15 protein-coding genes are annotated in these 25,316 nt (G+C 65.6%); 12 read left to right on the top strand and 3 right to left on the bottom strand.

Annotation, left to right across the window (positions count from 1 at the left end; all coding sequences use genetic code 11):
* The first annotated feature begins 12 nt into the window (after nt 1-12).
* From H1D44_RS07315 to H1D44_RS07275, 9 genes are all read left to right on the top strand, one after another.
* Nucleotides 13-2,520: a DUF3141 domain-containing protein gene (locus tag H1D44_RS07315; RefSeq protein WP_181514193.1), complete on the top strand. Its 2,508-nt coding sequence runs from the start codon at nt 13-15 to the stop codon at nt 2,518-2,520.
* A 283-nt stretch (nt 2,521-2,803) separates the two neighbouring features.
* Entirely contained in the window at nt 2,804-5,431 is a 2,628-nt protein-coding gene (gene topA / locus H1D44_RS07310; protein WP_181514192.1) for a type I DNA topoisomerase, read from the top strand.
* The gene (locus H1D44_RS07305; RefSeq protein WP_181514191.1) at nt 5,428-5,892 is read left to right on the top strand and encodes a DUF6586 family protein; all 465 of its coding nucleotides are present in this window, start codon (nt 5,428-5,430) and stop codon (nt 5,890-5,892) included. The genes topA and H1D44_RS07305 overlap by 4 nt, the downstream gene beginning before the upstream one ends.
* 107 nt (nt 5,893-5,999) lie before the next feature.
* On the top strand, nt 6,000-8,219 hold the full coding sequence (locus H1D44_RS07300; RefSeq protein ID WP_181514190.1) for a TolC family protein: 2,220 nt from the start codon (nt 6,000-6,002) through the stop codon (nt 8,217-8,219).
* A complete protein-coding gene (locus tag H1D44_RS07295; RefSeq protein ID WP_181514189.1) occupies nt 8,216-9,367 on the top strand; it encodes an efflux RND transporter periplasmic adaptor subunit in 1,152 nt (383 codons plus the stop codon). Before H1D44_RS07300 ends, H1D44_RS07295 begins: the two co-directional genes overlap by 4 nt.
* Nucleotides 9,364-12,561 (top strand): efflux RND transporter permease subunit, encoded by a 3,198-nt coding sequence (locus tag H1D44_RS07290; RefSeq protein WP_181514188.1) that lies wholly within the window; start codon nt 9,364-9,366, stop codon nt 12,559-12,561. Before H1D44_RS07295 ends, H1D44_RS07290 begins: the two co-directional genes overlap by 4 nt.
* Before the next feature lie 75 nt (nt 12,562-12,636).
* Entirely contained in the window at nt 12,637-13,101 is a 465-nt protein-coding gene (locus H1D44_RS07285; RefSeq protein WP_181514187.1) for a 2-hydroxyacyl-CoA dehydratase, read from the top strand.
* Nucleotides 13,102-13,110: 9 nt separating this feature from the next.
* Entirely contained in the window at nt 13,111-13,554 is a 444-nt protein-coding gene (locus H1D44_RS07280; protein WP_181514186.1) for a hypothetical protein, read from the top strand.
* A gap of 159 nt (nt 13,555-13,713) precedes the next feature.
* Entirely contained in the window at nt 13,714-14,955 is a 1,242-nt protein-coding gene (locus H1D44_RS07275) for an ATPase, T2SS/T4P/T4SS family (RefSeq protein ID WP_181514185.1), read from the top strand.
* Between the two features lie 33 nt (nt 14,956-14,988).
* On the opposite strand, the gene H1D44_RS07270 is transcribed toward H1D44_RS07275, so the two are convergent.
* A complete protein-coding gene (locus tag H1D44_RS07270; RefSeq protein ID WP_238984436.1) occupies nt 14,989-17,403 on the bottom strand; it encodes a phosphoketolase family protein in 2,415 nt (804 codons plus the stop codon).
* Between the two features lie 225 nt (nt 17,404-17,628).
* Between H1D44_RS07270 and H1D44_RS07265 the strand changes: the two genes are divergently transcribed.
* Together H1D44_RS07265 and H1D44_RS07260 are read left to right on the top strand one after the other, a co-directional pair.
* A complete protein-coding gene (locus H1D44_RS07265; RefSeq protein WP_422671659.1) occupies nt 17,629-18,204 on the top strand; it encodes a L,D-transpeptidase family protein in 576 nt (191 codons plus the stop codon).
* A gap of 191 nt (nt 18,205-18,395) precedes the next feature.
* Nucleotides 18,396-18,659, top strand: a complete 264-nt coding sequence (locus H1D44_RS07260) for an Lpp/OprI family alanine-zipper lipoprotein (RefSeq protein ID WP_010629080.1) — start codon at nt 18,396-18,398, stop codon at nt 18,657-18,659.
* 102 nt (nt 18,660-18,761) lie between these two features.
* On the opposite strand, the gene H1D44_RS07255 is transcribed toward H1D44_RS07260, so the two are convergent.
* A complete protein-coding gene (locus H1D44_RS07255) occupies nt 18,762-19,844 on the bottom strand; it encodes a L,D-transpeptidase family protein (RefSeq protein ID WP_181514183.1) in 1,083 nt (360 codons plus the stop codon).
* Between the two features lie 177 nt (nt 19,845-20,021).
* Entirely contained in the window at nt 20,022-23,471 is a 3,450-nt protein-coding gene (gene mfd, locus H1D44_RS07250; protein WP_181514182.1) for a transcription-repair coupling factor, read from the bottom strand.
* Between the two features lie 232 nt (nt 23,472-23,703).
* Here mfd and H1D44_RS07245 point away from each other — a divergent pair, with 232 nt between their 5' ends.
* Entirely contained in the window at nt 23,704-25,167 is a 1,464-nt protein-coding gene (locus H1D44_RS07245) for a glyceraldehyde-3-phosphate dehydrogenase (protein WP_181514181.1), read from the top strand.
* Nucleotides 25,168-25,316: the final 149 nt, after the last annotated feature.

The raw sequence follows: 25,316 nt of genomic DNA, 5'->3' as shown, positions 1-25,316 counted from the left end.
TTGGAGTCGAACATGAACCCACTGATGCCGACACCGCCCACCGAGGCGCTCAGTTTCCTGGACCCCTTCGGTTTTGGCCGTGCCGCCTTCGACTACTGGCGCGATGCGGTCGAACGCAGTGTGTTGTACATGGACGTAATGCGCGAGCGCGGCAACCAGTACCTCGAGCACATAGAGCAGACCAAGCCCAACGTTCTTGGCTTCGATGCCGAGGTGATGATGGACGGACGCGACCTGCCGCGGCCGGTGAACTACGAGCTGATGCGCATACTGCCCCCGCCCGGGGTGGAGATCGATCCCGAATCGCGTCCCTTCGTGGTGGTTGACCCCCGCGCCGGGCATGGGCCGGGTATCGGCGGCTTCAAGCCCGACAGCGAAATCGGCGTCGCCCTGCGCGCCGGTCACCCCTGCTACTTCATCGGGTTTCTCCCTTATCCCGAGCCGGGGCAGACCGTCGAGGATGTCGTTGAAGCCGAGATCGCGTTTCTGCGCCGGGTGATCGACGAACATCCCGAATGCAGCGAGAAGCCCATGGTGGTGGGCAACTGTCAGGCGGGCTGGCAGGTCATGATGGCGGCGTCGCTCGAGCCCGACTGCTTCGGGCCGATCCTGATTGCCGGTGCGCCTCTCTCCTACTGGGCCGGTGAACGGGGCAAGGCCCCCATGCGCTATACCGGCGGCATGACCGGTGGAAGCTGGATGACGACCTTGGCCAGCGACCTGGGCGACGGCCTGTTCGACGGTGCCCTGCTGGTGCAGAACTTCGAGCGCCTCAATCCCGCCAATACCTGGTGGGACAAGCAGTATCGCCTTTACGCCAACGTCGATAGCGAGGCCGAACGCTATCTCAATTTCGAGCGCTGGTGGGGCGGTCATGTCGTGCTGGGTGGCGAAGAGATCCAGTACATTGTCGATAACCTGTTCGTCGGCAACCGGCTCTCCACGGCCCAGCTGGTGACGTCCGACGGTCGTCGCATCGACCTGCGCAACGTACGCTCCCCGGTGGTGGTGTTCTGTTCCCAGGGCGACGACATTACCCCGCCGCCGCAGGCGCTGGGCTGGGTCAGGGATCTCTATGGTGGGGTCGATGACATCATCGCCAGTGAGCAGACTATCGTTTACTGTGTGCATGACTCTACCGGTCACCTGGGCATCTTTGTCTCGGGCAGCGTGTCGCGCAAGGAGCATGCGGAATTCACCGCGAACATCGACTACATCGATGTGCTGCCGCCTGGGCTCTACGAGACCACGGTCACCAGTGCCAAGGAGCGTGATGATGCCGAGCTGCTCGAGCGCGACTATCTACTCGAATTCAAGGCGCGCTCCATCGAAGGTCTTAATCGCGATGTCCTGAAGCATCGCGTCGATGACGACACGCGCTTTGCCACCGTGGCACGCATCTCGGAGATCAACCTGGGGCTATATCGGCTGTTCGTGCAGCCCTGGATTCGCGCGATGATCACTCCCGAGGCGGCACGCCTCATGCGTCGCCTGCATCCGATTCGGATGGGCTACAAGCTGCACTCCGACCGCAACCCCCTGTCGGTGCCCCTGCCGGTAGTGGCCGACTGGGTGCGTCGGGACCGCCACCCCATCGACGATACCAACCTGCTGAGAAGCCTTGAGCTGGCGGTGTCGCGGCAGATTTCGCAAGGCCTGGATGCCTGGCGCGCAATGCGCGACCAGAGCATCGAGCAACTCTTCCTGGCCGTGTACGGCCAGCCTCTGCTGCAGGCCATGGTGGGACTCGGCGGCGATGCTCACGTTCACCGCAGGCAGCCCGGTAGCGAGCCTGAACACCGCCGCTTCATCGAGCGGCGACAGCAAGAGCTGCGGCGCCATGTGGCCGAGGGCGGTGTGCACGAGGCACTGATGCGTTCGGTGATTCATGTGCTGGGTGGAGCACCAACCACCGACGAACGCAACTTCAAGCGCCTGCGTGCGACGCGCGCCGAACTGGAGCCGGGAAGCAGCCTGTCGGACTTCAAGGATCTGGTGCGGGATCAGTTCTTCATACTCAAGCTGGACCGAGAAGCTGCCCTGGACGCGATACCGCAGCTGCTTGCCGGGGAGTCGGCCGATACCATTCGAGAATCCCTCGAGCATATCGATCATGTGCTCGCCGCCAGCGGTGAACTCTCCGAGGATGCTCGCAGGCGCTACGCGCACATTCAGGAGCTGTTCGGTCAGGCGCTGGAGCGGATTGACCCAGCCGAGAGTCGCGAGGCCCTTGCCAAGCTGCACGAAACGATTGTGACTGGCGCCAAGGCCGAGGCATCGGCCAGGGACGAAATCAATAACCTGCTCGAGGCCGGTAGCACCAAGGCGCCGGTAGCCAAGAGTAGGGCTGATGCGGATGCCAAGGCAGAGGTGACTGCCTCGCCGGCCTCCTCTACGGGAAGCGCAGCGAAGAAAGCCGCCAAGCCGAAAGCGGCCAAGGCAGAAGCCAAGAGTGAGCCCGATGCCTCCTCGGCCTCCAAGCCAGCGAAGCAGGCGCCACGCAAGCCGCGCAAGCGCTGAGCACAAGCCTTCAACGGCGATAGCTGCCATACGCCCCTGTCATGCGACAGGGGCGTCGCATTTCTGCTGTGTGAGGTGTATTGGGCTCGCATGAATTGCCAACTCGCTTGATGCCTTGTTGCTGGAGCTGCTTTACTGCCGCCATGCGGAAGCGACTGGCGTGAAACGGGTGGCTGGGGTAGGGTAAGCGCATTTTTCACCCCGTACGGAATGTCCGCCGAGGACCGGCGGGCCGGAACCGTCAGGTGGGGTAGTGGACCCGCCTTGCAGAAAGTGGAGCACTATGGGCAAGTCATTGGTCATCGTCGAGTCGCCGGCCAAGGCCAAGACGATCAATAAATATCTCGGCAGCGAATTCGTCGTTAAGTCGAGCGTGGGCCACATTCGTGACCTGCCGACGAGCGGCTCGGGCAAGGCAGCCTCCGACCCCAAGGAGCGTGCCCGCCAGGCGGCGGCGACGCGCAAGATGTCGCCTGAGGAGAAAGCCGAGTACAAGAAGCACAAGGCCAAGGAGCAGCTCGTCCGGCGCATGGGTATCGACCCCGAGCATGGCTGGCGAGCCCACTACGAAATCCTGCCCGGCAAGGAAAAGGTAGTCTCCGAGCTGCAGAAGCTTGCCGAGAAGGCCGATGCCGTCTATCTCGCGACCGACCTTGACCGGGAGGGGGAGGCAATCGCCTGGCATCTCAAGGAAACCATCGGCGGTGACGATGAACGCTATCGCCGGGTGGTGTTCAACGAGATCACCAAGAACGCCATAAAGGAGGCCTTCAAGGAGCCGGGCACGCTCAATATCCCCCGCGTCGAGGCTCAGCAGGCACGGCGGTTTCTCGACCGTGTGGTGGGCTTCATGCTCTCGCCCTTGCTGTGGGCCAAGATCGCCCGCGGCCTTTCCGCCGGTCGCGTGCAGTCGGTGGCGGTGCGCCTGATCGTCGAGCGCGAGCGCGAGATTCGTGCTTTCGTGCCTGAGGAATTCTGGGACGTGCATGCCGATCTCGTATCGAGCGAAGGCGAGCCGGTGCGCTTCGAGCTGGTGCGTCAGTATGGCAAGGCATTCCGGCCCACTTCGGAGGCCGAGACCCTCGAGCGCATCCAGCCGCTGCGCCAGGCCTCGTTGGCAATCACTGGGCGCGAAGACAAGCCGACCCGCTCCAAGCCCAATGCGCCCTTCATCACCTCGACCCTGCAGCAGGCTGCCAGCGGGCGCCTCGGCTTCTCGGTGAAGAAGACCATGACCCTGGCCCAGCGCCTCTACGAGGCGGGCTACATCACCTATATGCGTACCGACTCCACCAACCTGTCGCAGGATGCGGTGGCCATGGCGCGCGAGCATATCGAGCAGGAGTACGGCAAGCGCTACCTGCCGGAGTCGCCCAACCGCTATTCGAGCAAGGAGGGCGCCCAGGAGGCACACGAGGCGATTCGCCCCTCGGACGTGAACCGCAAGACCGGCGACCTGGCCGGCATGGAGCGTGATGCCGAGCGGCTCTATGAGCTGATCTGGCGCCAGTTCGTGGCCTGTCAGATGACCCCTGCCGAATATCTCTCCAGTACCCTGACCGTCGAGGCAGAAGGTTTCGAGCTACGTGCCAAGGGGCGGGTACTCAAGTTCGACGGCTATACCCGGGTGATGAAGCCGGCTGGCAAGAGCGATGACCAGGCCTTGCCGGATCTGGCCGAGGGAACGCCGATGCGGCTCGAGGCGCTGGATCCGCAGCAGCACTTTACCAAGCCGCCGGCGCGCTACACCGAGGCGAGCCTGGTCAAGGAGCTGGAGAAGCGCGGTATCGGTCGCCCCTCGACCTACGCCTCAATCATCAGCACCATCCAGGATCGCGGCTACGTCAAGCTGGAGAGCCGCCGCTTTTATGCCGAGAAGCTCGGCGATATCGTCACCGAACGGCTGAAGGAGTCCTTCCCCGACCTGATGGACTACTCCTTCACCGCGAGAATGGAGGACAGCCTCGACGAAGTGGCCGAAGGCGAGCGCAACTGGCGCGAACTGCTCGATGCGTTCTATGCCGAATTCCGCGAAGAGTTGGAGGCCGCCGAGAGTGAGGAGGGCATGCGCCCCAACCAGCCGGTGCCGACCGATATCGACTGCCCCACCTGCGCTCGCAAGATGCAGATCCGCACGGCCTCGACCGGGGTCTTCCTGGGCTGCTCCGGCTATAACTTGCCGCCCAAGGAACGCTGCAAGACCACCATCGACCTGCTGCCCGGCGACGAGGCGGTGCCCGCCGATGCCGGGGAGGAGGCCGAGACCCAGGCGCTGCGCGCGAAGCACCGCTGCCCGAAGTGCGGTACGGCGATGGACAGCTACCTGATCGACGAGAAGCGCAAACTGCATATCTGCGGCAACAGCCCGGACTGTGACGGCTACGAGGTCGAGCACGGCAAGTTCCGTATCAAGGGCTACGAGGGCCCCACCATCGAGTGCGACAAGTGCGGCAGCGAGATGCAGCTCAAGTCCGGCCGCTTCGGCAAGTACTTCGGCTGCACCAACGAGGCCTGCAAGAACACCCGCAAGCTGCTGCGCAGCGGTGAGGTGGCGCCACCCAAGATGGACCCGATACCGATGCCGGAGCTGGCCTGCCAGAAGGTCGACGACCATTACGTATTGCGCGACGGTGCCAGTGGCCTGTTCCTGGCTGCCAGCAAGTTCCCGCGGAATCGCGAGACGCGCCCCCCGCTGGTCAGCGAACTCAAGGCTCATGCCGAGGAGCTTCCCGACAAGTATCGCTACCTGCTCGATGCGCCGAGCCAGGACCCGGATGGCCGCCCGACCCAGATTCGCTACTCGCGCAAGAACAAGGAGCAGTTCGTGATGACCGAGGAAGAGGGCAAGGCAACCGGCTGGCGGGCCAGCTACCATGGTGGAAAATGGCAGGTGGAGGACAAGCGCAAGTGACCCCGCGTGGCCGTACCAACCAGTTGCTCTACCAGGCCGAGCTGTTGCTCGATGTCGCGCCGGGTACTGACGAGCATGCCGAGGCGCGTCGGATGGCCGCCGAGGAGGCCGCGCTGGCGCTTGTCGAGCTGGCGCTCGAGTCGCTATTGCGTGAGGTTACCGAACATGCTCGGCTCGAGCGTCACGACTGGCGCGAGCTGCTGGGCAGGGAGGGGGCCGGCATAGCCGAGCTTCACCGGCTGCGTGAGCTGGCGGCCCGGCCCGAGAGCTGGCTGGGGAGGCTGCTGCAGCGCATCGAGGCCCTGCATGAGAGTACGGGTGTGGCGCGACGCCGAAACGTTGCCCAGCCGGGACTTATCGCCGTGGGCAGCAGCGCGGCGCTTGGCGACGAGATCAGGGCGTGCCTGGAAGACGCCAAGCTTGAAATCGCGGCACTGCGGGAAACCAGTCAGGAGTGGTAGAGAGACGATTGTTGGCAGCATCTTGCCAGATCTTTGGCGTTACTGGCTGGTAACTTTCAAACAGTCGTTTATACTCGGGGCCATCCGCCACCCACCGGGCACCCGATATGAACGCCACCGCATGGACGCGCCTGTTCATCCCCCCTTTGCTGGTCCTGCTGCTGGCATCGGCTCCCGCCGGGGCGGCCGAGCTGGGGCTGGACCCCCGCCTGCTGCCCGGCGGTGAGGCCGACCTGCCCGCCCTGCAGCAGGAACTGAGGCGCCTCGCCGCCGGGCGCACCGCGCCGACACTGGTGCCGGCGCCGCCCGGCGGCGGGGCCCGCCTGCCGGGCCTGGCGCGCTTGGAAACGCCCGCGCTCCTCACCGCCACCGTCCCTTTCGCCCTCGAGCCCCTCGAGGGCGCCTCCCGGGTGCTGCTGATCGGCCCGCCCGGCGTGGTCGGGCCTGCCAGCGAGTCCCTGGCCGCCGAGGCCGATGCCCGTGGCATCGCCCTGGTGCCCCTGACCGTGGAGCCTTCGCGACTGCCCACCGTTGCCGAGTTGGGGGAAGCCGATGTTGCCCTGCTGCTGGCCCTGCCCGAACACGACGCGCCGGCCCAGCGCCGGCTACTAAACAAGCTGGCCGCCGCCGGCGTGCCCGGGGTGGCGCTCACCGACGCTCGACAGGTCGAGCGCGGTGCGCTGCTCTCCTCACCCGGGGCGCTGGATCGCGAAGCCTGGCTGCGCCGCCTGGCGCTGCGGCTGGACGACACGGCCGCCGGGCGCACGCCAGAACCCTTGGAGAGCCGCCCCGCGCTGGACCGCGCCTGGCTCAACCTGGACACCGCCGCGCGCCTCGATTGGTCGCCGAGTTTTACTTTGCTCAGTCAGGCCCGCCTGCTGGGCGAGGCCGGCTCCCCCGATGACAAGCGGCTGGAGCTCGGTCAGGCAGTGGCCCTGGCGCTTGCCGACAATCTGGGCCTTTCCGCTTCCCGTCAGGCGGTCGAGGTAGACGCCCACGAGCGCGATCTGGCGGCGTCGCGCTATCGCCCCAGCCTCTATCTGGAAGCCACTGGGCGGATGATCGACGAAACCCGGGCCCGTGCCGCCCTGGGCCAGGAACCGGAGCACCGGGTCACGGGCGGCGTGGTGCTCGAGCAGCTGCTCTTCTCAGAGCCGGCGCTGGCCGCCATCGCCGTCGCCGGCAGCCGCGATCGCGCCCGACGGGCCGAACTCGAGGTGGAGAGCCTCGACTTGGCCCTGGAGGTGGCGCGGGAGTTCCTCGACCTGCTGCGCCTGGAGGCGAGCCGCGAGGTCCTCGAGGCCGACCTCGAACTCGCCCGCGCCCAGCGCGACCAGGCGGTGCGTGATGAACAAGCCGGCGCCGTGGGGCGGGGCGAGGTGGCGCGCTTCGAGGCGGAGCTCACCCAGGCCCGGGAGCGTCTGGAGCAGGCGGTGGCCGACCGCGAGCGGCTGGCCATTGCCCTGAATCGGCGCCTCGGCCGCGAGCCCGATGCCTCGCTCCTGCCGGTCGAGCCGGACCTGGGCCGCCGGGAATGGCTGGGTGGCGACCCTCGCTTCGATGCGGCGCTCGCCACCCCGGCGAGTCTCGCCGCCTGGCAGCAGCGGCTGGTGGAGCGCGCCCTGCGCGACTCGGCGGAGCTCGCCGCGCTGGGCGAGCTGCGCCGCGCCGCCGAGCGGGAGCTCAGCTCCCGCCGGCGCGCTTTCTGGGTTCCCGAGGTGGGGCTGGAGGCGCGCTATATCAGCGAGTTTTCCCGAAGCGGCGCGGGGGAGCGGGCACCCTGGGAGTCGTCCCATCCCACCGTCCAGGCCGGTGCCGCGGCCCTCGAGGGGGCCGGGGTGGCGCTGCCCGAGACCGGCCGCGACGAGTGGAGCGTCGGCCTTTCGGCGCGGCTGCCGCTTTATGCCGGTGGGCGGCGCAGCATCGAGCGTGATCGGTCCGCGGGGCGTCTGGAGCAGGTGGCACTCGAGGATGCCGAGGCGCGCCTCGGCCTGGAGGCCCGGCTGCGCGCGGCCAGCGTTGAGCTCGCCGCCGCCTGGCGGCGTATCGCCTTGCGCGACGAGGCGCTGGGCCACGCCGAGGAGGCCCTGGCCCTGGCCGAAGCGGGCTGGCGCGAGGGCGCGCTGCCCCAGGTGGCGCTGCTAGATGCCCGCACCAGCGCCCGTCAGGCGGGGCTGGCCGCCGCCGAAGCGCGCTGGCAGGCGCTCCAGGCGCTGGTGCACCTGCAGCGTGCCCTGGGCGTGACACCGGGTCCCATGGTCGCCGAGGCCCGGGACCGACTGCTTGATGGCGTGAATGTTGCGGCGAACAGTGGAGAGAGTCGATGATCATGCGGCATATCGTCCTGCTGGCGGTATTGGTGCTGCTGGTCGGCTGCGCCGACGAGCCGGTCGAGGAGTCGCCGCTGCGCCCGGTGCGTACCCTGATCGTGGAGGCCAGTGGGGTGGCCGGTGAGCGCGAGCTGCCGGGGCGCCTGGAGGCGGCTGCCAACCGACGGATGAGTTTCCGGGTGGCGGGTCAGCTCGAGGCCTTCGAGGTGACGGTGGGGGAGCGGGTGGAAGCCGGCCAGCGCCTGGCCCGCCTTGAGGCCACCGACCTGCGCCTGCAGCGCGACCGTGCCCGTTCGGCCCTGGCCGGCAGCCAGGCGGCGGCGGCCAACGCCGAGGCTGAATGGCAGCGCGCCCGTCGCCTCTATGAGGCGGGCAGCGTCCCGGCGCGCGACCTCGACGCGGCCCGTGCCCAGGTGGAGGCATCCCGGGCCCAGCGGGACGGCGCCCGGGACGCCCTGGCCCTGGCCGAGCGCCAGCTGGGCTTTGCCCACTTGGAGGCCCCCGGCGATTGCCGAGTGGCGAATCGACCGGTGGAGGCCGGCGAGAACGTCGGTGCCGGCCAGCCGGTGCTGGTGCTCGCCTGCGGGGATGAGCTTGAGGTGCGCGCCGCGCTCTCCGAGGACCTGCTGGGCACGCTGGTGGCGGGGGCACCGGTTGGCGTGCGCCTGCCGCTTGCCGACCTCACCCTGGCCGGCGAAGTGACCGAGATCGGCCTGCCGGTGGATCCCCGCCAGGCCACCTGGCCGCTGCGGGTTCGGCTGCTCGGTCTGACAGAGGAGGTGCGTGATCGGCTGCGCCCCGGCATGGCGGCGGAGCTGACGCTCCCGCTGGGCGGCCCGGGAAGCGGCATCTGGGTGCCCATGGTGGCGGTGCAGCGGGATATCGATGGCCATTTCGTTTACGTGGCGGAAGAGAAGGTGGCCGAGCCGGCAGAGGGCGATACCAGCCATGGCAACAGAAGCCGCGAGGCGAGGGTGGTGCGCCAGGCGGTGACCCTGGGCGGGCGCCACGGCGAGCGCCTGGAGGTGCTGGCGGGGCTCGAGCCGGGCCAGCAGCTGATCGTGGCGGGAATGAGCCGGCTCCACGACGGCATGCGGGTGCGCCTCATCGATGACCGTCGCGCCGATGGGGAGGGCGCGCCGTGACCCTCACCGAAGCCGCGCTGCGCTACAACCGGGTGACCATCGCCGGGCTGCTGGTGGTGCTGCTGGGGGCGGTGATCAGCTACCTCTCCATTTCCCGGGCCGAGGACCCGGCGGTGACGGTGCGGGTGGCCCAGGTGGTCACCTATCTGCCCGGCGCGACCCCGGAGCGGGTCGAGCAGCTGGTCAGCGACCCGCTGGAGACCGCCATCATGGAGATGCCCGAGCTGGACTTCGTCGAGAGCACCTCCCGGGCCGGGGTCTCCATCATCCGGGTCGAGCTGCGTCCGGACGTCAAGGATGTCCAGGCGGGCTGGGACAAGCTGCGCCGCAAGGTGGGCGATGCCCGAGGAAAGCTCCCCGACGAGGCCCAGGCGCCCATCATCAACGACGAGTTCGGCGACGTCTTCGGCATCATGCTCTCGCTGACCGGCGAAGGGTATGAGCAGGCGGAGCTCAAGGAGGTCGCCGACGACGTCCGCGACCGGCTCTTGAGGCTCGACGACGTGGCCAAGGTCAACGTCCACGGCTTTGCCGAGGAGCGCATCTTTCTGGAGTACCGCGAGGCGCGCCTGGCCGAGCTGGGGGTCTCTCCCCAGGGGCTTGCCCAGCTGCTCGCGGCTCGCAACATCGTGCTGCCCGGCGGGGCGATCCGCAGCGGCGACGAGCGGATGATCCTCGAGCCCACCGGCAACTTCACTCACATCGACGACATCCGCCGGGCACTGCTACCGCTGCCCGACGGTAGCCTGGTGCCTCTGGGCTCGCTGATGGAGGTGCGCCACGGCTACGCCGAGCCGCCCATGACCCGCTACCACGCCAATGGCGTCCAGGGGCTCGCCATCGCCGTTGCCATGCGCGAGGGGGGCAACATCCTCGACCTGGGCGAGCAGGTAGAGGGCGCCATCGAGCGCCTCGAGCGCGAGCTGCCCGTGGGCCTCGAGTTCGAGGTGCTGGCCAACCAGCCCGACCGGGTCGAGGAGCGCATCAACGAATTCCTGGTCAACCTGCTGCAGGCGGTGGCGCTTGTCTGCCTGGTGATGCTGCTCTTCCTGGGGCTGCGCACCGGGCTGATCGTGGCGAGCCTGGTGCCATCGGCGATACTTGCCTGCCTCGCTTTCATGGGGCTTTTCGACATCGGGCTGGACCAGGTCTCGCTGGGGGCGCTGATCATCGCCCTGGGCATGCTGGTGGACAACGCCATCGTCATGGTGGAGTCGATCCAGGTCTCGGCCCGGGAGGGCAAGAGCGTGCGCCAGGCGGCTCTGGACTCCGCCCGGCAGCTGCGCTTTCCGCTGCTTACCGCCTCGCTCACCACGGCGGCGGCCTTTCTGCCTCAGTTCCTGGCGGTCTCCGACGTGGGGGAGTACACCCGCTCGCTGTTCCAGGTGGTCACCATCACGCTGCTCTCCTCCTGGCTGCTCTCGCTGACCATGATCCCGCTGCTCTGCGTGGCCTTTATCCGGGTCAAGCCGAAAGATGATGGCGCTTCGTCCGAGGGAGAGGAGGGGGGAGTGGCGTGCGACGGTGAAAGCGACCAGAAGGGCAAGACACGCCCGCCGTTATCGGCGCGTATCGCCGAGAGGGTCTACGCTGGATATCGCCGGTTGCTGTTGGACCTGCTGCGCCAACGAGCTCTGACCTTGGTCGCGGTGGCCGGCCTGCTGGGCTTGGCCTGGCTCGGCTTTGGGCCGCTGCCCAAGATATTCTTTCCTCAGGCGGAGCGCACCATCGTCACCGCCGAGCTGCGCCTGCCCTTCTCGGCACCCATCGAGAGCACTCAGGCGGTGGTAGAGGAGGTCGAGGCCTTCCTGGCCGAGGAGCTTGTTGCCGAGCGAGACGAGCAGGGCGACTGGGTGCGTGACGGGGTCGACCGCTGGGGCAGCTTCATTGGCTTCGGCGGCGAGCGCTATATCATCAACCACGCCCCGGAGCCGCCGAGCCCTGAGTATGCCTTTCTGCTGATGCAGACCAACCGCTGGCAGGCGGTAGACGGGGTGATCGAGCGTCTCGACGGCTGGCTCACGGAGCGCTTCCCCGACCTGCAGGCCACCGTGGCGGCCACCAGCTTCGGCCCGCCGGTGACGGTGCCGCTTGCGGTGCGGCTCTCCGGCGACGACGAGGCGACCCTGCGCCGCATCGCCGAGGAGGTGCGCCAGCGGGTGGCCGAGGTGCCGGGGACGCGAAACGTGCGCGACGACTGGGGCGAGTGGATCAAGCGGCTGCGCATCGACGTGGACCCGGCCCGGGCGCTGCGCGCCAGCGTCACCGAGCGCGACGTGGCGCTGAGCCTGCAGACGGCGCTCTCGGGGATGACCGTCGGCACCTTCCGCGACGGCGACACCCTGGTGCCGATCCAACTGCGCAACGAGCGCGGCGAGGCGCGCACCCCCGACGACCTGGAGGGTATCATCGTGCTGCCCGCCGACGGCGGGGTAGGGGTGCCCCTGGCCCAGGTGGCCGAGGTCGAGCTCGACTGGGGGCCGGCGCGCATCCTGCGCCGGGACCGCTTCCGCACCATCTCGGTGGAGGCGGAGCTGGCCCGCGGGGTCACCGCCGCCGGGGTGGCCTCCGAGCTGCGCCCCTGGCTCGAAGCGCAGCAGGCAAGCTGGCCGGAGGGCTATTTCTTCGAGTTCGGCGGTGAGGTGGAGTCGTCGCGTGTCGCGACCGACTCCATCGCCGAGAAACTTCCCATCGGCGCCATGGCGATCCTGCTGCTGCTGGTGGTGCAGTTCAACTCCCTGCGTCGTCCGCTGATCATCCTGGCCACTATCCCAATGTCGCTGATCGGGGTGATCTTCGGCCTGACAATCACTGGCTCCCACTTCGGTATCATGACCTTCCTCGGGGTGGTGTCGCTGGCAGGCATCGTCATCAACAACGCCATCGTGCTGATCGACCGCATCGATCTGGAGCGCGAGCATCTCTCGCCCCAGGAGGCGATCCTCGAGGCGGGGCGGCGGCGCCTGCGCCCGGTGCTGATGTCGACGCTCACCACCAGTGGCGGCTTGCTGCCGCTCTGGCTGGGTGGCGGGCTGCTTTGGGCTCCCATGGCGATCACCATCATCTTCGGACTGCTCGCCGCTGCGCTGATCACCCTGTGCGTGGTGCCGGTGCTCTATTCGTTGCTGATACGGGTGTCGTTCGATGATGCCTGCTATGCGGATGGCGTTGGTAGCGTACAGCACGAGCGTTGATATGCATCAATTTGTCTTTTTGTTGTTTTGGTTAAGCTGTGTAGAGGACACAACGCGACGCTGGGGGATGTGACTATGCGCTTTCATCAAGTCAAGGAACTGGTCGACTGGGCGGCGGATTATCATGCCCGTCTGGCCGACCAATATTCGCGTATGGCCGCCGCGGGGGATAACGAGCGGGTGCGGATGGCACTGGAGTATCTGACCGAGCGAGAGCGGAAGATGCAGAACGACCTGCTGGGCTATCTTGATGATGGCAGCGATCACAGCACCGTACTCGAGACCTGGTTCGATGACCCCAACGATTTCCCGCATGCCCCGGTACTTGAACGTTTGCCGGAAAGCGCCAATGGTGAAAGTGTGCAGAACGTCCTAGCCACAGCGCTGACCACGCACAGGACGCTTCAGGATCTCTATGCGCATCGCGCCGAGCTGTCTGGCGGCAATGACGAGCGGGCCTTCTTCGAGGCGCTCGCATCGGGACATGAGGCGGAAGTGCGGCGGATCGCCCGTGATATGCAACGACTGGAAGATTATTAAGGAGACCCCATGGCCGATCAATTGCTCTCTCCCAAGATGTTGGGCTACTGGACCCGCGACCAGTTGCACGACACCCCGGACGAGTCGGGCTTCTTCTGTGTCTTTCGGGCAGCCAAGGATCCGGAAACCGATGAAATGGATGTCCAGGAGCTGCTCTACGTGGGTGAGCATCGCAGTATCCGCTACGGTCTCGAGCACCACCCGGATCACGACAAGTGGCATGCCTTCATCCAGCCGGGCGAGGAAATCTGGTATGCCGCTGCGCTGGTCGGCCACCCCAACCGTGAGCGCATGACGGCGGCAATGATCAATGCCCACAAGCCCCGCTTCAACAACGACAGCAAGTACCGCGACCATTTCCCGTTCGACGAGACGACCGTTCATATCTACGGCAAGAAGCACAAGCTGCAGAGCGTCTTCACCGTAGCGGATCGCTACGAGAGCGGCAGCTGACAGCGTAGCGCGCTATCTCGCCAGCCCCCGAGCACCCGCCAGGCCTTGCCTGGCGGGTGCTGCCGTTTTCCGACCTCCTCCGACTGCAGCCACGTGAGCTTGGGCTAGACTGCCCCGTAGAACATGACTTGTCACCGAGCGATCAGGGAGGGATCGGCCGTGTCCGAGGAAAGCGAACGCCACCACTTGTTGCCTGCGCTGCTGCCGATGCTCGAGGCCAGCCGGTCCTCCGGTGACAGCCCGCTCGAGGCGCATGCCCTGCTCGACGATGCCGTGCGCGCCCGGGCCACCGATGTGCATCTGGACCCCGAGCCGGATGCCTATCGGATTCGCCTGCGCATCGACGGCCGGATCGTCGAGGCTGTGAAACTCGACGCTGGGCAGGGCTTGCGCCTGGCCAACCAGTTCAAGGTCCTCTCCAGACTCAACCCGGTGCCTGCCGTGGCAACCATGGAGGGAGGGTTCAGCTGGGCCCGAGAGGAGGGCGACGAGGAGATCCACCTGCGTATCACGGCAGTGCACTGCATTGCTGGGGAAAAGCTCGCCATACGCTTCCTGACTCCCCCCTTGGCCTTCGACGACACCGCTGCGTTGGGTATTGGCGAAGAGGGTGCCATGGGCATACGGCGATGGATGGATGCCACCGGCAGCATGCTGCTGGTGGCCGGACCCACGGGCGCCGGCAAGACCACGACGCTGTATACACTGCTCAGCCAACTGCGACTGACCGACAGCCACGTGATTACTCTGGAGAACCCGGTCGAATACAGCATACCCGGGGTCAACCAGATCCAGGTCGATGTCGAGCATGGTCTCGATTTTGCCGGTGGCACCCGCTCCATGCTCAGGCTCGATCCCGACTACGTGCTTATTGGCGAAGTGCGCGACCGAGAATCGGCTCAGGCTGCCTTGAGCGTGACCAGCAGCGGGCGCTCGCTGATGGGCACGCTCCACAGTCGTGACGGCGTTGGGGTGGTCACTTCAATGCGCCAGCTCGGGCTCACGGACAACGAGATCAGCGCCAACCTGGGGCTGGTCATCGCCCAGCGCCTGGTGCGGCGTCTTTGCGCGCACTGCCGAGAGCAGGCACCGCCGGACAGGCGCGACAGGGAGTGGCTGGAAGCGATCGGCTTGGTGCCTCCGCAGCTGGCCTGGAGCGCCAGAGGGTGCCCGCAGTGCGATGGCCTGGGTTATCACGGGCGTATCGGCGTGTTCGAAATATGGCAGCTCAATGCGGGGGATCATGCCCGGATTCTCCGGCATGCCGACGAATCCGAGCTGCGCCGCGGCCTCCACGACCGCGGCGTCAGATTGATGCTGGAGGATGGCCTGGCCAAGGCCGAAGCCGGTATCACCAGCCTGCGGGAGGTTTTCCGCATGGGTGCGATCCTGTCCGCCTGAGCCTGAAGGCAGTCGGTTGCTTCACGGCAGGGTTCAGCGCAGGGCTTCAGGATCCCCCTCGCCGGCCAGCGCCTGCCGTTCCGGCTCGTCGAGCAGCTGCTCGAGCTTCAGCTTCGCCACCTCGCTCACTGCCTCGAGGACATGCGCCCAGGTGGCGCGATTGGCATAAAGCATGCCGAAGACGTCCAGCGTGCCGCCACGATTGCGGTAGCCAAGAAAGCGTGTGCCGCCCCCCGTATCGAGTGGCCTCAGCACGCCGCAAAGCGCTTCGGGGCGGCAGTGGGCGAGAAAGACCCTGGCATGGCAATCGGTCACCAGTTGGCTGAGGCGGCTTTCGCCCAGCGTGGCGTCTGCCTCCCGTTCATCCCTGGCCTCGCGAAGCTTGCCCGGTTCCTGAATCACGAACAGGGAAGTGGGGATGCCTGCCTGCTGCAGGCGTGACTGGGCGCGCTGCATTTCAATCAGCTGGTAAGCGCCGATCGCGAAGAGCTGGATGCGGGCATCCTGTGCTGTAGACAGCGCCAGGATGCCATCCGTGATCAGGTGCTGCGCTTGCTCGGCGCTGAGTACCACCGGCACGGGATTCTTCGGCACCACGGCCACTGCGACACGCCCGCGGCTGGCGTAGAGACGCTGTAGGGCATGCACGGCGCTGGGAGCATCCACCGGAAACAGCGTGGGTGCCACGTCGTCCATCTCGCCGAGCCAGGCTTCGCAGAGGGTTGGGTCCTGATGCGACTGCTCGTTCTTGCCATTCTCCCAGGTATGCGAACTGGCAAGCAGCGGGACCGACAGCCAGCCCGGCTCGCGTCCCGCCTCGCGCTGATGGCGGGCGAAGATGATCTCCTGGCGCATGGCTCCCAGCATCTTGACCGCAAAGGCCTCGTAGGAGGCCACCAGGTTGAGCCCCTGCTTGTTGCCCAGGGCGGCGCTGACCACGGCTTCCTCGTTGAGGGCGGTGATGACCGAGCCGTGAAGCGATTCGGCCACACCCGGTTCGGGGTCGGTCACGCGATGCTTGAGCAGGTCCAGGGTCTGGTTGAGACGGTTGCTGCGCATCTCGTCCGGGTTGCCGACGCGTACCCGCAGTTCAGGATTGGCTTCCACCAAACGGCAAAACATGTCATCGATGGCGGCCATGGGAGAGATGAGCTCGCCCTGGGTGAAGGCGGGTATCTCCGGCATGGAAGGCGTGGGGACAACCGCCGTGGCCAGGTCGTGGTCGCGCTCCTTCGGGCGCTGGCTGGTGGCGTGATCGTTGAGCTGTGCTACGGCTCGGCGCAGCTCTTCCAGGGGAACGTGAAGTGCCGCGGCACCCTCGTTGAATTGCCTGCGAGCCGTTTCATCCAGTGCCGGATTGCCGTCGAGAGGCAAGTTATGAGCCGCGTTGGTGCCGGCCCCGGGGAAGCCGTACCCCTTGACGGTTTCGGCAATGACATAGGGCAGGCGCAGCGGATAGCGGCCGTGCCCCGCTTCGAGGGCGTAGACCTGTTCGGCCAGTTCAGCCTCTGCCGAGAGAATGGCCCAGGCAAAGGCAGCGGGGTCGCGGCCGTCGATGGTCAACGGCGCAAACCCGTTGAGGATGAGGTGCTCCTCGAACCAGTGCGTCCCGCCTGACTGGCTCATGGTCGTACGCTGGTCGATACGACGACCGTTGGCGATCATCACCGGTACCACGGGGCCGCTGTCCTCGGCGCGCCACCAGCGTGGCATCCAGTCACTGCCTCGCTGTTCCTCGAAGGCGCCATCGCTTAGAAAGGCCACAAGATGCTGGTGCGCAAGAGGCATGTGCACATACTGAAGCCCTGCAAAGCCCAGGTAGCCGCCTTCGCTCATGCCACCGGCCGTGTGAGGGTTGACGTGACTGCCGAGCGGAGACGCCGGGTGGCCGGTCGGGTCGACTGCGCAATGATAGAAGTCGTTGACCAGCCGCGTCAGGCCTTCATCGCTCAGGGAGTAGCGCTCATGGTGTGCCGGCCCCATGTTGTCCACCAGCACGTTGATTGCGTCGATGGCTGCTACGCAGTGCCCCTGCCCCATCATCCAGCTGCGGGTCAGCCGTGAGAGGCTGTTGGCCGTCAGGTAGCCGACGTAGGCGGGAACCATGTTCAGTGTGCCGCCGGTATGCCCCTCGGGGCGCTGCTTGAAGTCGGCGGCATCGAGCGGCTTGCCATCCAGCCGCACCCGTTGCCCATAGGTCATGTGGGCAACCAGCCACATGCCCATGTTGGCCAGCCGGTCGGCAGCCATCAGCTTGGTGAGCCACTCCCGCCTGTGCTCGGGCGTATGGGCATGACGCTCCAGCAGGCGAGCGATGCACGCCTGGGTCACCGGACCGTGGGATATCATGCCAAACCCCCTGGCCCAGGCAGCGAAGTCGGGATCGCGCTCGGCGGTTTGCTGCTGAGCATGGCGTGGTGGCATAGGAGGCTCGGTAAACGTAGGCATGCTTCGGCTCCGGGGCAACGATAACAGGAATACTGAAACTTCCAGTGAGCCTAGAGGTAAGCTTGGGACCTGGCCATTGACCGGGATCATGCTGCATCAACGCACCCAGCGGTTACGTTAAGAAAACTGACAGCGGCCTGGCGATACGTTATAAAACTGTCGAACCGATCCGAGCGTGAGGCCACGATGACCGACGTTTCTCGCCGCCGCTTCAGTCAGCTGCTCATGCTGGCGCCCCTCACCCTGGCAGTGGGGCACGAGGCCCAGGCCAACCTGATCGAGACCATGCTGGCTCGCGCCGACCTGCCTCGCCATGGGGGAGAGGTGTGGATTCTCGTCGATGACAGCGATGCCACATTGAGCGTCTACCGCGGGGATCTGCTACTCGAGCGGTTCGCACCGGTCTCGCTGGGCCGCTCGGGGGCCGACACGATGCGCACCTACGGTGGCAACGTGACGCCCAAGGGTGAATTTCGCGTCAACCGCTTCAACTGGGAGAGCCAGTGGCACATTTTCATCGGGCTTGACTATCCTACGCCGGCTCATGCGCGCATGGCTTTGACATCAGGGCTTTACACGGAACAAGATTACGCAGATTATTTCGCCTACTACCGGCGCCACGGTTACCCGCCCCAGCAAACCGTACTGGGGGGGTTCATCGGGATCCATGGTCTCGGTAGAGCGGACCCGGAGGTTCATGCCAGCTATCATTGGACTCAGGGTTGCGTGGCGGTGACCGATGCAGAGATCGAGAGGCTCTCCGAGCTGGTCGACATTGGCACTCGCGTCGTCATCCGCTAAGCTCAAGATACGCAAGGGACGTTTCGAGCTATGGACAAGCGCCGTAGGGTATTATAAAACAGCGTTTGATTCCTGTGCTTGGCAGCAGTCGCTGCTATGAACCTGCATTTGGCAGGAAGCCTGGATCACAGGCAACACCAACGCCGCTGTACTAACCTGTGCAGTACCAAGGAAGAATCAAGGAGAACATCATGACTCTGAAGACCACCCTGAAGCTGACCGCCGCTGCTGCCTCCATGGCTATCCTGGCTGGTTGTGCTACCAATGCCGCTCTGGACGAAGTCCGCCAGACTGCTGAAGCCGCTCAGGCCGACGCTGCAGAAGCTCGCAGCATCGCCACCCAGGCTCAGAACACCGCTAACCAGGCCCAGCGTGACGCCCAGGCGGCTCTGCAGATGTCCGAGCAGAACCGTGAGGAAATGAACCGTATGTTCCAGCGCTCCATGCAGAAGTAATTCTGCCGGGCGTTACATCGCCTTCGGGCGATGGCGGTTCTGCAACGAGAAAACCCCGCTTCGGCGGGGTTTTCTCGTGTGTGGTCCTGGTCACGCGTGAAATCAGCGCAAATAGGCTTCCAGGTCGTTGAAGAGGCCGGAAACCTGGCTGAGCTCGATTTCCGAGAACAGGCCTTCATCGAGCCCTTCGGGCTGGCTTTCCACAGGGGGTGTCGGCTCTTCATCGGCGACTCTGAGCAGCGATACCAGACGGCCATCGGGGTTTTCCACGACCCGGCGGAGCTGGGCATAGTCGACCGGCGGGCGCTCCTCTCCAAAGGCATTGGCCAGCACTTCCATGGCATTGAGAATCGGCTCGAAGGTCCCCTGGTTCTCCTCGAGCAGCGGGAAGGATTGTGCGTAGAGCACGCCATCCGCGGACCAGGCCACCTTGAATGGCTGGTCGATGATATTGACCTGGGTACCGCTGGGAACGCGCTCGTAGAGCGACTCGATGTCCTCCGGGAACATGCGGATACAGCCGCGGCTGGCGCGCATGCCGACCCCGTCGGGCATGTTGGTACCGTGAATCAGATAGCTTGGCAGGCCAAGCAGGATGGCGTGGCGTCCCAGCGGATTGTCGGGGCCTGGTGGAACCACGGCGGGAGGTGGCTCGCCGCGTGCGGCGGCTTCCTCACGCATTGAGCGAGGCGGTGACCAGTGGGGGTCCTTCACCTTGATGGTGGTACGTGTCACGCCAACCGGGGTGGCAAAGCCGTCGCGGCCGACGCTGATGGGGTACGTCTCGACGATGCCGGGACGCGAGTAGTAGTACAGGCGCATCTCGGAAAGGTTGATGACGATGCCCTCGCGCGGTGCGTCCGGGAGGATGTGTTGGGCCGGTATCACCACCTCGCTGCCTGGCTGGGGAGCCCAGATGCTGACGTCGGGATTCGCCATGCGGATCTCTTCGTAGCCGGCGTTATGACGACGGCCGATGTCCAGCAGGGTATCGCCCTCTTCGACGACGACCGTGTAGATCTCGCCGATGACGTTGCCCTCGTCGGGCATGAGGTAATGGCCTCGGGGCAACTCCTCGGCAGAGGGGGAGTCTTCCTCGGCAAGGGCCGACGTCATCAGCAGGACGGCCAGACCGAACAGGACAGCGCCAAGACCGATGCGCCTGGTCAATGTCGGGTTGTTCATCGATTTCTTGATCTCATCTAGTGTCACCTGGTGGTGCCATGGGCCTGCCGCCGGGCGACGGTCATGCGCCTCCGTTCCTGGGGCGCCGGGTTCGTGTCAAGGTTGCGATTGAGACACCTGCGCATAGTATAGCGTTCCCGCACGTTACGGGAGTCCCGGCACCGTGGTGAGCGTCTTTCAAGCCGCTTCGACCTTGCGGTTGAGGGTCTCCAGCAGCTGCTCCAGGGCTTGCATGCGTTGCTCTTCCCCCTCCATGGCGGCTTCGAAGCGCAGGGTGTCGGCGCCATCGAGTCGGTAGCGCTGTGGCTCGGCCTGGATCAGCTTGACCAGCACCAGGGGGTCGACGCGGGTCTGGGCGCCGAAGATGACTCGCCCACGCTCGGCGCCGGCCTCGAGGCGCACGATCCCCAGCCGTTCGGCGCGCTGGCGCAGCCGGGTCTGGCGCATCAGGGTCTTGACCGCTGCCGGCAGCAGTCCGAAACGGTCTACCATCTCCACCTGCAGCTCCTTGAGTTCGGCTTCGTCGGCGGCGCTGGCGATGCGCTTGTACATCACCAGTCGCTGCTGCACGTCAGGCAGGTAGTCGTCGGGAATCAGCGCCGGCAGGTTGAGGCTGACCTCGACGCCTTCGCTCAGCGGCGTCTCGATGTTCGGCGTCTTGCCGGCGCGGATGGCGGCCACGGCACGATCCAGCATCTCCATGTAGAGGGTATAGCCGATGGCTTCCATCTGGCCGCTCTGCTCTTCGCCGAGCAGCTCGCCGGCACCGCGAATCTCCATGTCGTGACTGGCCAGGGTGAAGCCAGCGCCCAGGTCCTCGGCGGCACCGATGGCTTCCAGGCGCTTCACCGCATCCTTGGTCATCGCCCGCGGTGGTGGGGCGAGCAGGTAGGCATAGGCCTGGTGGTGGCTGCGGCCGACGCGCCCGCGCAGCTGGTGCAGCTGGGCCAGGCCAAACTTGTCGGCGCGTTCGATGATGATGGTGTTGGCGCTGGGAACGTCGATTCCCGTCTCGATGATGGTGGAGCACACCAGTACGTTGAAACGCTTGTGGTAGAAGTCCGACATCACCCGCTCCAGTGTCCGCTCGGGGAGCTGGCCGTGGGCCACCGCAACGCGAGCCTCGGGCACCAGGCTGCGGATCGTTTCGGCGGCAGCCTCGATGGTCTTGACTTCGTTGTGCAGGTAGTAGACCTGCCCGCCGCGCAGGACCTCGCGCAGGATTGCCTCCTTGATGATCGACTCGTCGCGCTGCTGGACGAAGGTCTTCACCGAAAGCCGTCGTGCCGGGGGGGTGGCGATGATCGACAGGTCCCGGATGCCGCTCATGGCCATGTTGAGCGTGCGCGGTATCGGCGTGGCGGTCAGGGTGAGGATGTCGACCTCGGCGCGCAGCTCCTTCAGGCGCTCCTTCTGGGACACGCCGAAGCGGTGCTCCTCGTCGATGATCAGCAGGCCCATGTTAGGCAGCTTCATCGATTTGGAAAGCAGCTTGTGGGTGCCGATCACGATGTCGGCCTGGCCGCTCTCGATACGCTTGAGTGATGCCGCCTGGCCCTTGCCGGCAGTGAAGCGCGACACCAGCTCGATCTGCACCGCCGTGTCGGCAAAGCGGTCGCGAAAGTTCTCGTAGTGCTGGCGGGCGAGTAGCGTGGTGGGAACCAGCACCACCACTTGGCGGCCTGAGTGCACGGCGAGGAAAGCCGCGCGCATGGCCACTTCCGTCTTGCCGAAGCCGACGTCACCGCACACCACGCGATCCATGGGGCGGGGTGCTGTCATGTCGCCAATCACGGCAGCGATGGCGGCCCGCTGGTCCGGGGTCTCCTCGAACGGAAAGCTGGCGGAAAAACGGCTGTATTCCTGATCGGGAAGGGTGCAGGCAAATCCCTCGCGAGCTTCCCGGCGGGCATAGACGTCAAGCAGTTCGGCGGCGGTGTCGCGAATCTTTTCCGCTGCCTTGCGCCGCGCCTTGTCCCACTGTTCCGAGCCCAGGCGGTGCAGCGGCGCCAGCTCATCGTCGGCCCCGGCATAGCGCGATATCAGGTGCAGGTTGTCGACCGGCACGTAGAGCTTGGCGCCTTCGGCATACTCCAGGGCGACGAATTCCGCTGCCTGTCCGCCGGCTTCGAGCCGTTCGAGACCGCGATAGCGCCCGACGCCGTGAGTCAGGTGGACCACCGGGGCGCCAGGGCGCAGCTCGGCAAGGTGGCGAATGGCCAGCTCGTCCATGTCGGTGGCTTTTTCTCGGCGACGACTCTGGCGCACTACGTCGCCGAACAGCTCTGTCTCGCTGATCACCGCAAGGTTCGGCCGTTCGAGCCACAGTCCGGCGCTGACGTCGCCCTCGGTGATGGCAAGCGCTGTGTCTTGCTCAAGGAAGCCATCGAAAGTGTCGACGTGGCTGAGGGCTAGCTGCAGGGGGGCGAGGGTCTCTTCCAGCGCCTCGCGGCGACCGCGTGACTCGGCGACGAACAGCACGCGCATGGCATCCTGTTCCTGCAGAAAACGTTCCAGGGCTGCCAGTGGGTGCTTGGCACGCGCGTTTATCGCTACCTCCGGCAGCGCCCGGGCAGCAGCCTGGTCAGCATGAGGCTGGTCGGGGTCGGCCGTCAGCTCGACGCGAGGATGCTGCTTGATGGCGGCGAATATCTCCGCCACCGGAATGAAGGCGCGGTGGGGCGGCAGCAGGGGGCGGGTGGGGTCGACGCCAAGGTTCTCGTAGCGGCTGTCGATGGCGGCCCAGTGATGCTCCCCGGCGGAGTGGATACCGGGCATCAGGGCCACCCGGGTACTATCGGCCAGGTGGTCGAACAGCGTCGCCGTCTCTTCGAAGAACAATGGAAGGTACTGCTCCAGCCCCGGGGCAGGGATGCCCTTGAGCGCATCCACATAGAGCGGGCATTGGCGTGGATCGACATCGAACAGGGTTTCGAACCCTTCGCGGAAGCAGGCGATGGCGCTGCGCGACAGCGAATACTCGTGCGCGGGCAGCAGCTCGACGCGCTCGACCTTGTCCTGGCTGCGCTGGGTATCCGGGTCGAAGCGGCGCAGGGTGTCGATCTCGTCATCGAACAGATCGATGCGCAGGGGGCTGTCGCTGCCCATGGGGTAGAGGTCGATTAGTGCGCCGCGCAGGGCGTACTCGCCGGGCTCGTAGACCGTTTCCACCGCGCGGTAGCCGGCCCGCGACAGGCTCTCGCGGAAGCCTTCGCGATCCAGCCGCATGCCCACCTCGAGGGTAAGCACCCGCCCGGCGATATACTCGGCCGGAGGAAGCCGCTGCATCAGGGTATTGACCGATACCAGCACGATACCGTGTTCGCCATCCTGCAGCCGGCGCAAGGTACGCAGTCGCTCCGAGACGATATCCTGGTGCGGCGAGAAGCTGTCGTAGGGCAGCGTTTCCCAGTCGGGGAAGGGCAGTACCGGCACCCGCGCGAAGAAGTTGAGGTCGCTCTCGAGCCGCTGTGCGCTGGCGGTGTCCGGTGTGATGACCAGCAGTGGTGCATCATCGGCAAGGTGGGCCAGCGACAGCGCCACTGCACTTCCCGGCGGGCTTTGCCAGAAGAGGGTTTCGCGGACCCCGGAGGGGCGGGGTGGATCGAGAAGCGAGAATTTGGACATGGCGTCTGCAGGTATCGTCATTCGTGTGTGCTGGCCATCGTGGCCGTTGGCAACCTTGCTGGGAAGATGCGGCATGAACCGGAGAGCGATCATACCAGCCCGACGTGGTGCTTGTAGTCAAGCCTCGATTTCTGTAATCCCCCTACAGCGCCTGCGACCATCCTGCGATTGCCGGACTGCGGCACGAACGCGATAATACCCATGAACTTTTAATTACTTGGAGAGGCTTCACGTGAGTCAGCAACCCCTCGAGACCGTCTTTCAGGATTGGCATGATAATCAGGCCCTTGCCGAGCAAATGATCCCGTTGATCGGCAGCCTTTATCGTCACAACAACGTGGTCACTACCCTCTATGGGCGCTCGCTGTTCAACCGCTCGGTGATCCGTATCCTGAAGGACCATCGTTTCGTCAGGAAGGTTGAGGGCACCGAACTCTCCGTTCAGGACACCTTGCCGCTGGTCCAGGCCATGACCGAACTCAACCTGGGCCCGGCGCATGTCGACGTGGGCAAGCTGGGCGTGGCCTTCAAGAAGCGCGGCGGTGGCGATGCCAAGGCCTTCCTGCGCGAGGAGCTTGCCGAGATCGTCGATGCCCATGATTCAGGTGGGGACAACGGTCAGTCCAAGGATGTCGTGCTTTACGGCTTCGGTCGCATCGGCCGCCTGCTGGCGCGTGTACTTGTCGAGAAAGCCGGCGGCGGCAACCTGCTGCGCCTGCGTGCCATCGTCGTGCGCGGCCGTGGCGATATCGCCAAGGATCTCGAGAAGCGCGCCAGCCTGCTGCGTCGCGACTCGGTCCACGGCCCCTTCGACGGCACCATCAGCGTCGACTACGAGGCGCGCACCATTACCGCCAACGGCAACGTCATCCAGGTGATCTACGCCGACAAGCCCAGCGACATCGACTATACCGCCTATGGCATCGATAACGCGGTGGTGGTCGACAATACCGGCATCTGGCGCGACGAGGCAGGCCTGGGTCAGCACCTGGAGTGCAAGGGCGTATCCAAGGCGCTGCTCACCGCACCGGGCAAGGGCGACATCAAGAACATCGTGTTCGGCATCAACCATGGCGACATTGCCGCTGACGACAACATTCTCTCGGCGGCTTCGTGTACCACCAACGCCATCGTGCCGGTGCTCAAGGTGCTCAACGATGAGTACGGCATCGAGACCGGCCACGTCGAGACGGTTCACGCCTATACCAACGACCAGAACCTGATCGATAATTACCACAAGGGCGATCGCCGCGGTCGTAGCGCCCCGCTCAACATGGTGCTGACCGAGACCGGTGCGGCGAAGGCGGTGGCCAAGGCCTTGCCGGAGCTGGGCGGCAAGCTCACCGGTAACGCCATTCGCGTGCCGATTCCCAACGTCTCCATGGCGATCCTCAACCTGACCCTGGGTCGCGAAACCGACGCCGAGGCGCTCAACGACTACCTGCGCCGCATGTCGATCGATTCCTCCTATCAGAAGCAGATCGACTATGTCGACTCGCCCGAGGTGGTGTCGTCCGACTTCGTCGGCAACCGCCATGCAGGCATCGTCGATGCCAAGGCCACCATTGCCAACGGCAAGCAGGCGGTGCTCTACGTCTGGTACGACAACGAGTTCGGCTACAGCTGCCAGGTGGTGCGTATCCTGCAGCACATCTCCAACGTGCATTTCCTCAAGCTGCCGCGGGCCCAGGCCTGAGCACTGATGGACCAATCCCGACCCTGGAGGTCGGGAATTTCTGATCTGAGTCATTTTCGTCTCTAGCGGGCCGCTGCCTCTCTGGCACCGGCCCGCCTTGCCCTGGTCCCCGGAAAGGCTTGAAACGAGCGCGTTTCAACGCCAGTTGA

This window comes from Billgrantia kenyensis, assembly GCF_013697085.1.
GTDB lineage: Bacteria > Pseudomonadota > Gammaproteobacteria > Pseudomonadales > Halomonadaceae > Halomonas > Halomonas kenyensis.
Note: the sequence above shows the minus strand (reverse complement) of the source record. Positions and strands in the feature narration are given on the sequence as shown.

Excerpts from the sequence above, each read along its gene's own strand:
- topA (WP_181514192.1), top strand. The coding sequence starts at position 2,804 with ATGGGCAAGTCATTGGTCATCGTCGAGTCGCCGGCCAAGGCCAAGACG.
- H1D44_RS07315 (WP_181514193.1), top strand. The coding sequence starts at position 13 with ATGAACCCACTGATGCCGACACCGCCCACCGAGGCGCTCAGTTTCCTG.
- H1D44_RS07270 (WP_238984436.1), bottom strand. The coding sequence starts at position 17,403 with ATGCCTACGTTTACCGAGCCTCCTATGCCACCACGCCATGCTCAGCAG.
- H1D44_RS07260 (WP_010629080.1), top strand. The coding sequence starts at position 18,396 with ATGACTCTGAAGACCACCCTGAAGCTGACCGCCGCTGCTGCCTCCATG.
- H1D44_RS07295 (WP_181514189.1), top strand. The coding sequence starts at position 8,216 with ATGATCATGCGGCATATCGTCCTGCTGGCGGTATTGGTGCTGCTGGTC.
- H1D44_RS07280 (WP_181514186.1), top strand. The coding sequence starts at position 13,111 with ATGGCCGATCAATTGCTCTCTCCCAAGATGTTGGGCTACTGGACCCGC.
- H1D44_RS07300 (WP_181514190.1), top strand. The coding sequence starts at position 6,000 with ATGAACGCCACCGCATGGACGCGCCTGTTCATCCCCCCTTTGCTGGTC.
- H1D44_RS07255 (WP_181514183.1), bottom strand. The coding sequence starts at position 19,844 with ATGAACAACCCGACATTGACCAGGCGCATCGGTCTTGGCGCTGTCCTG.
- mfd (WP_181514182.1), bottom strand. The coding sequence starts at position 23,471 with ATGTCCAAATTCTCGCTTCTCGATCCACCCCGCCCCTCCGGGGTCCGC.
- H1D44_RS07265 (WP_422671659.1), top strand. The coding sequence starts at position 17,629 with ATGCTGGCGCCCCTCACCCTGGCAGTGGGGCACGAGGCCCAGGCCAAC.
- H1D44_RS07285 (WP_181514187.1), top strand. The coding sequence starts at position 12,637 with ATGCGCTTTCATCAAGTCAAGGAACTGGTCGACTGGGCGGCGGATTAT.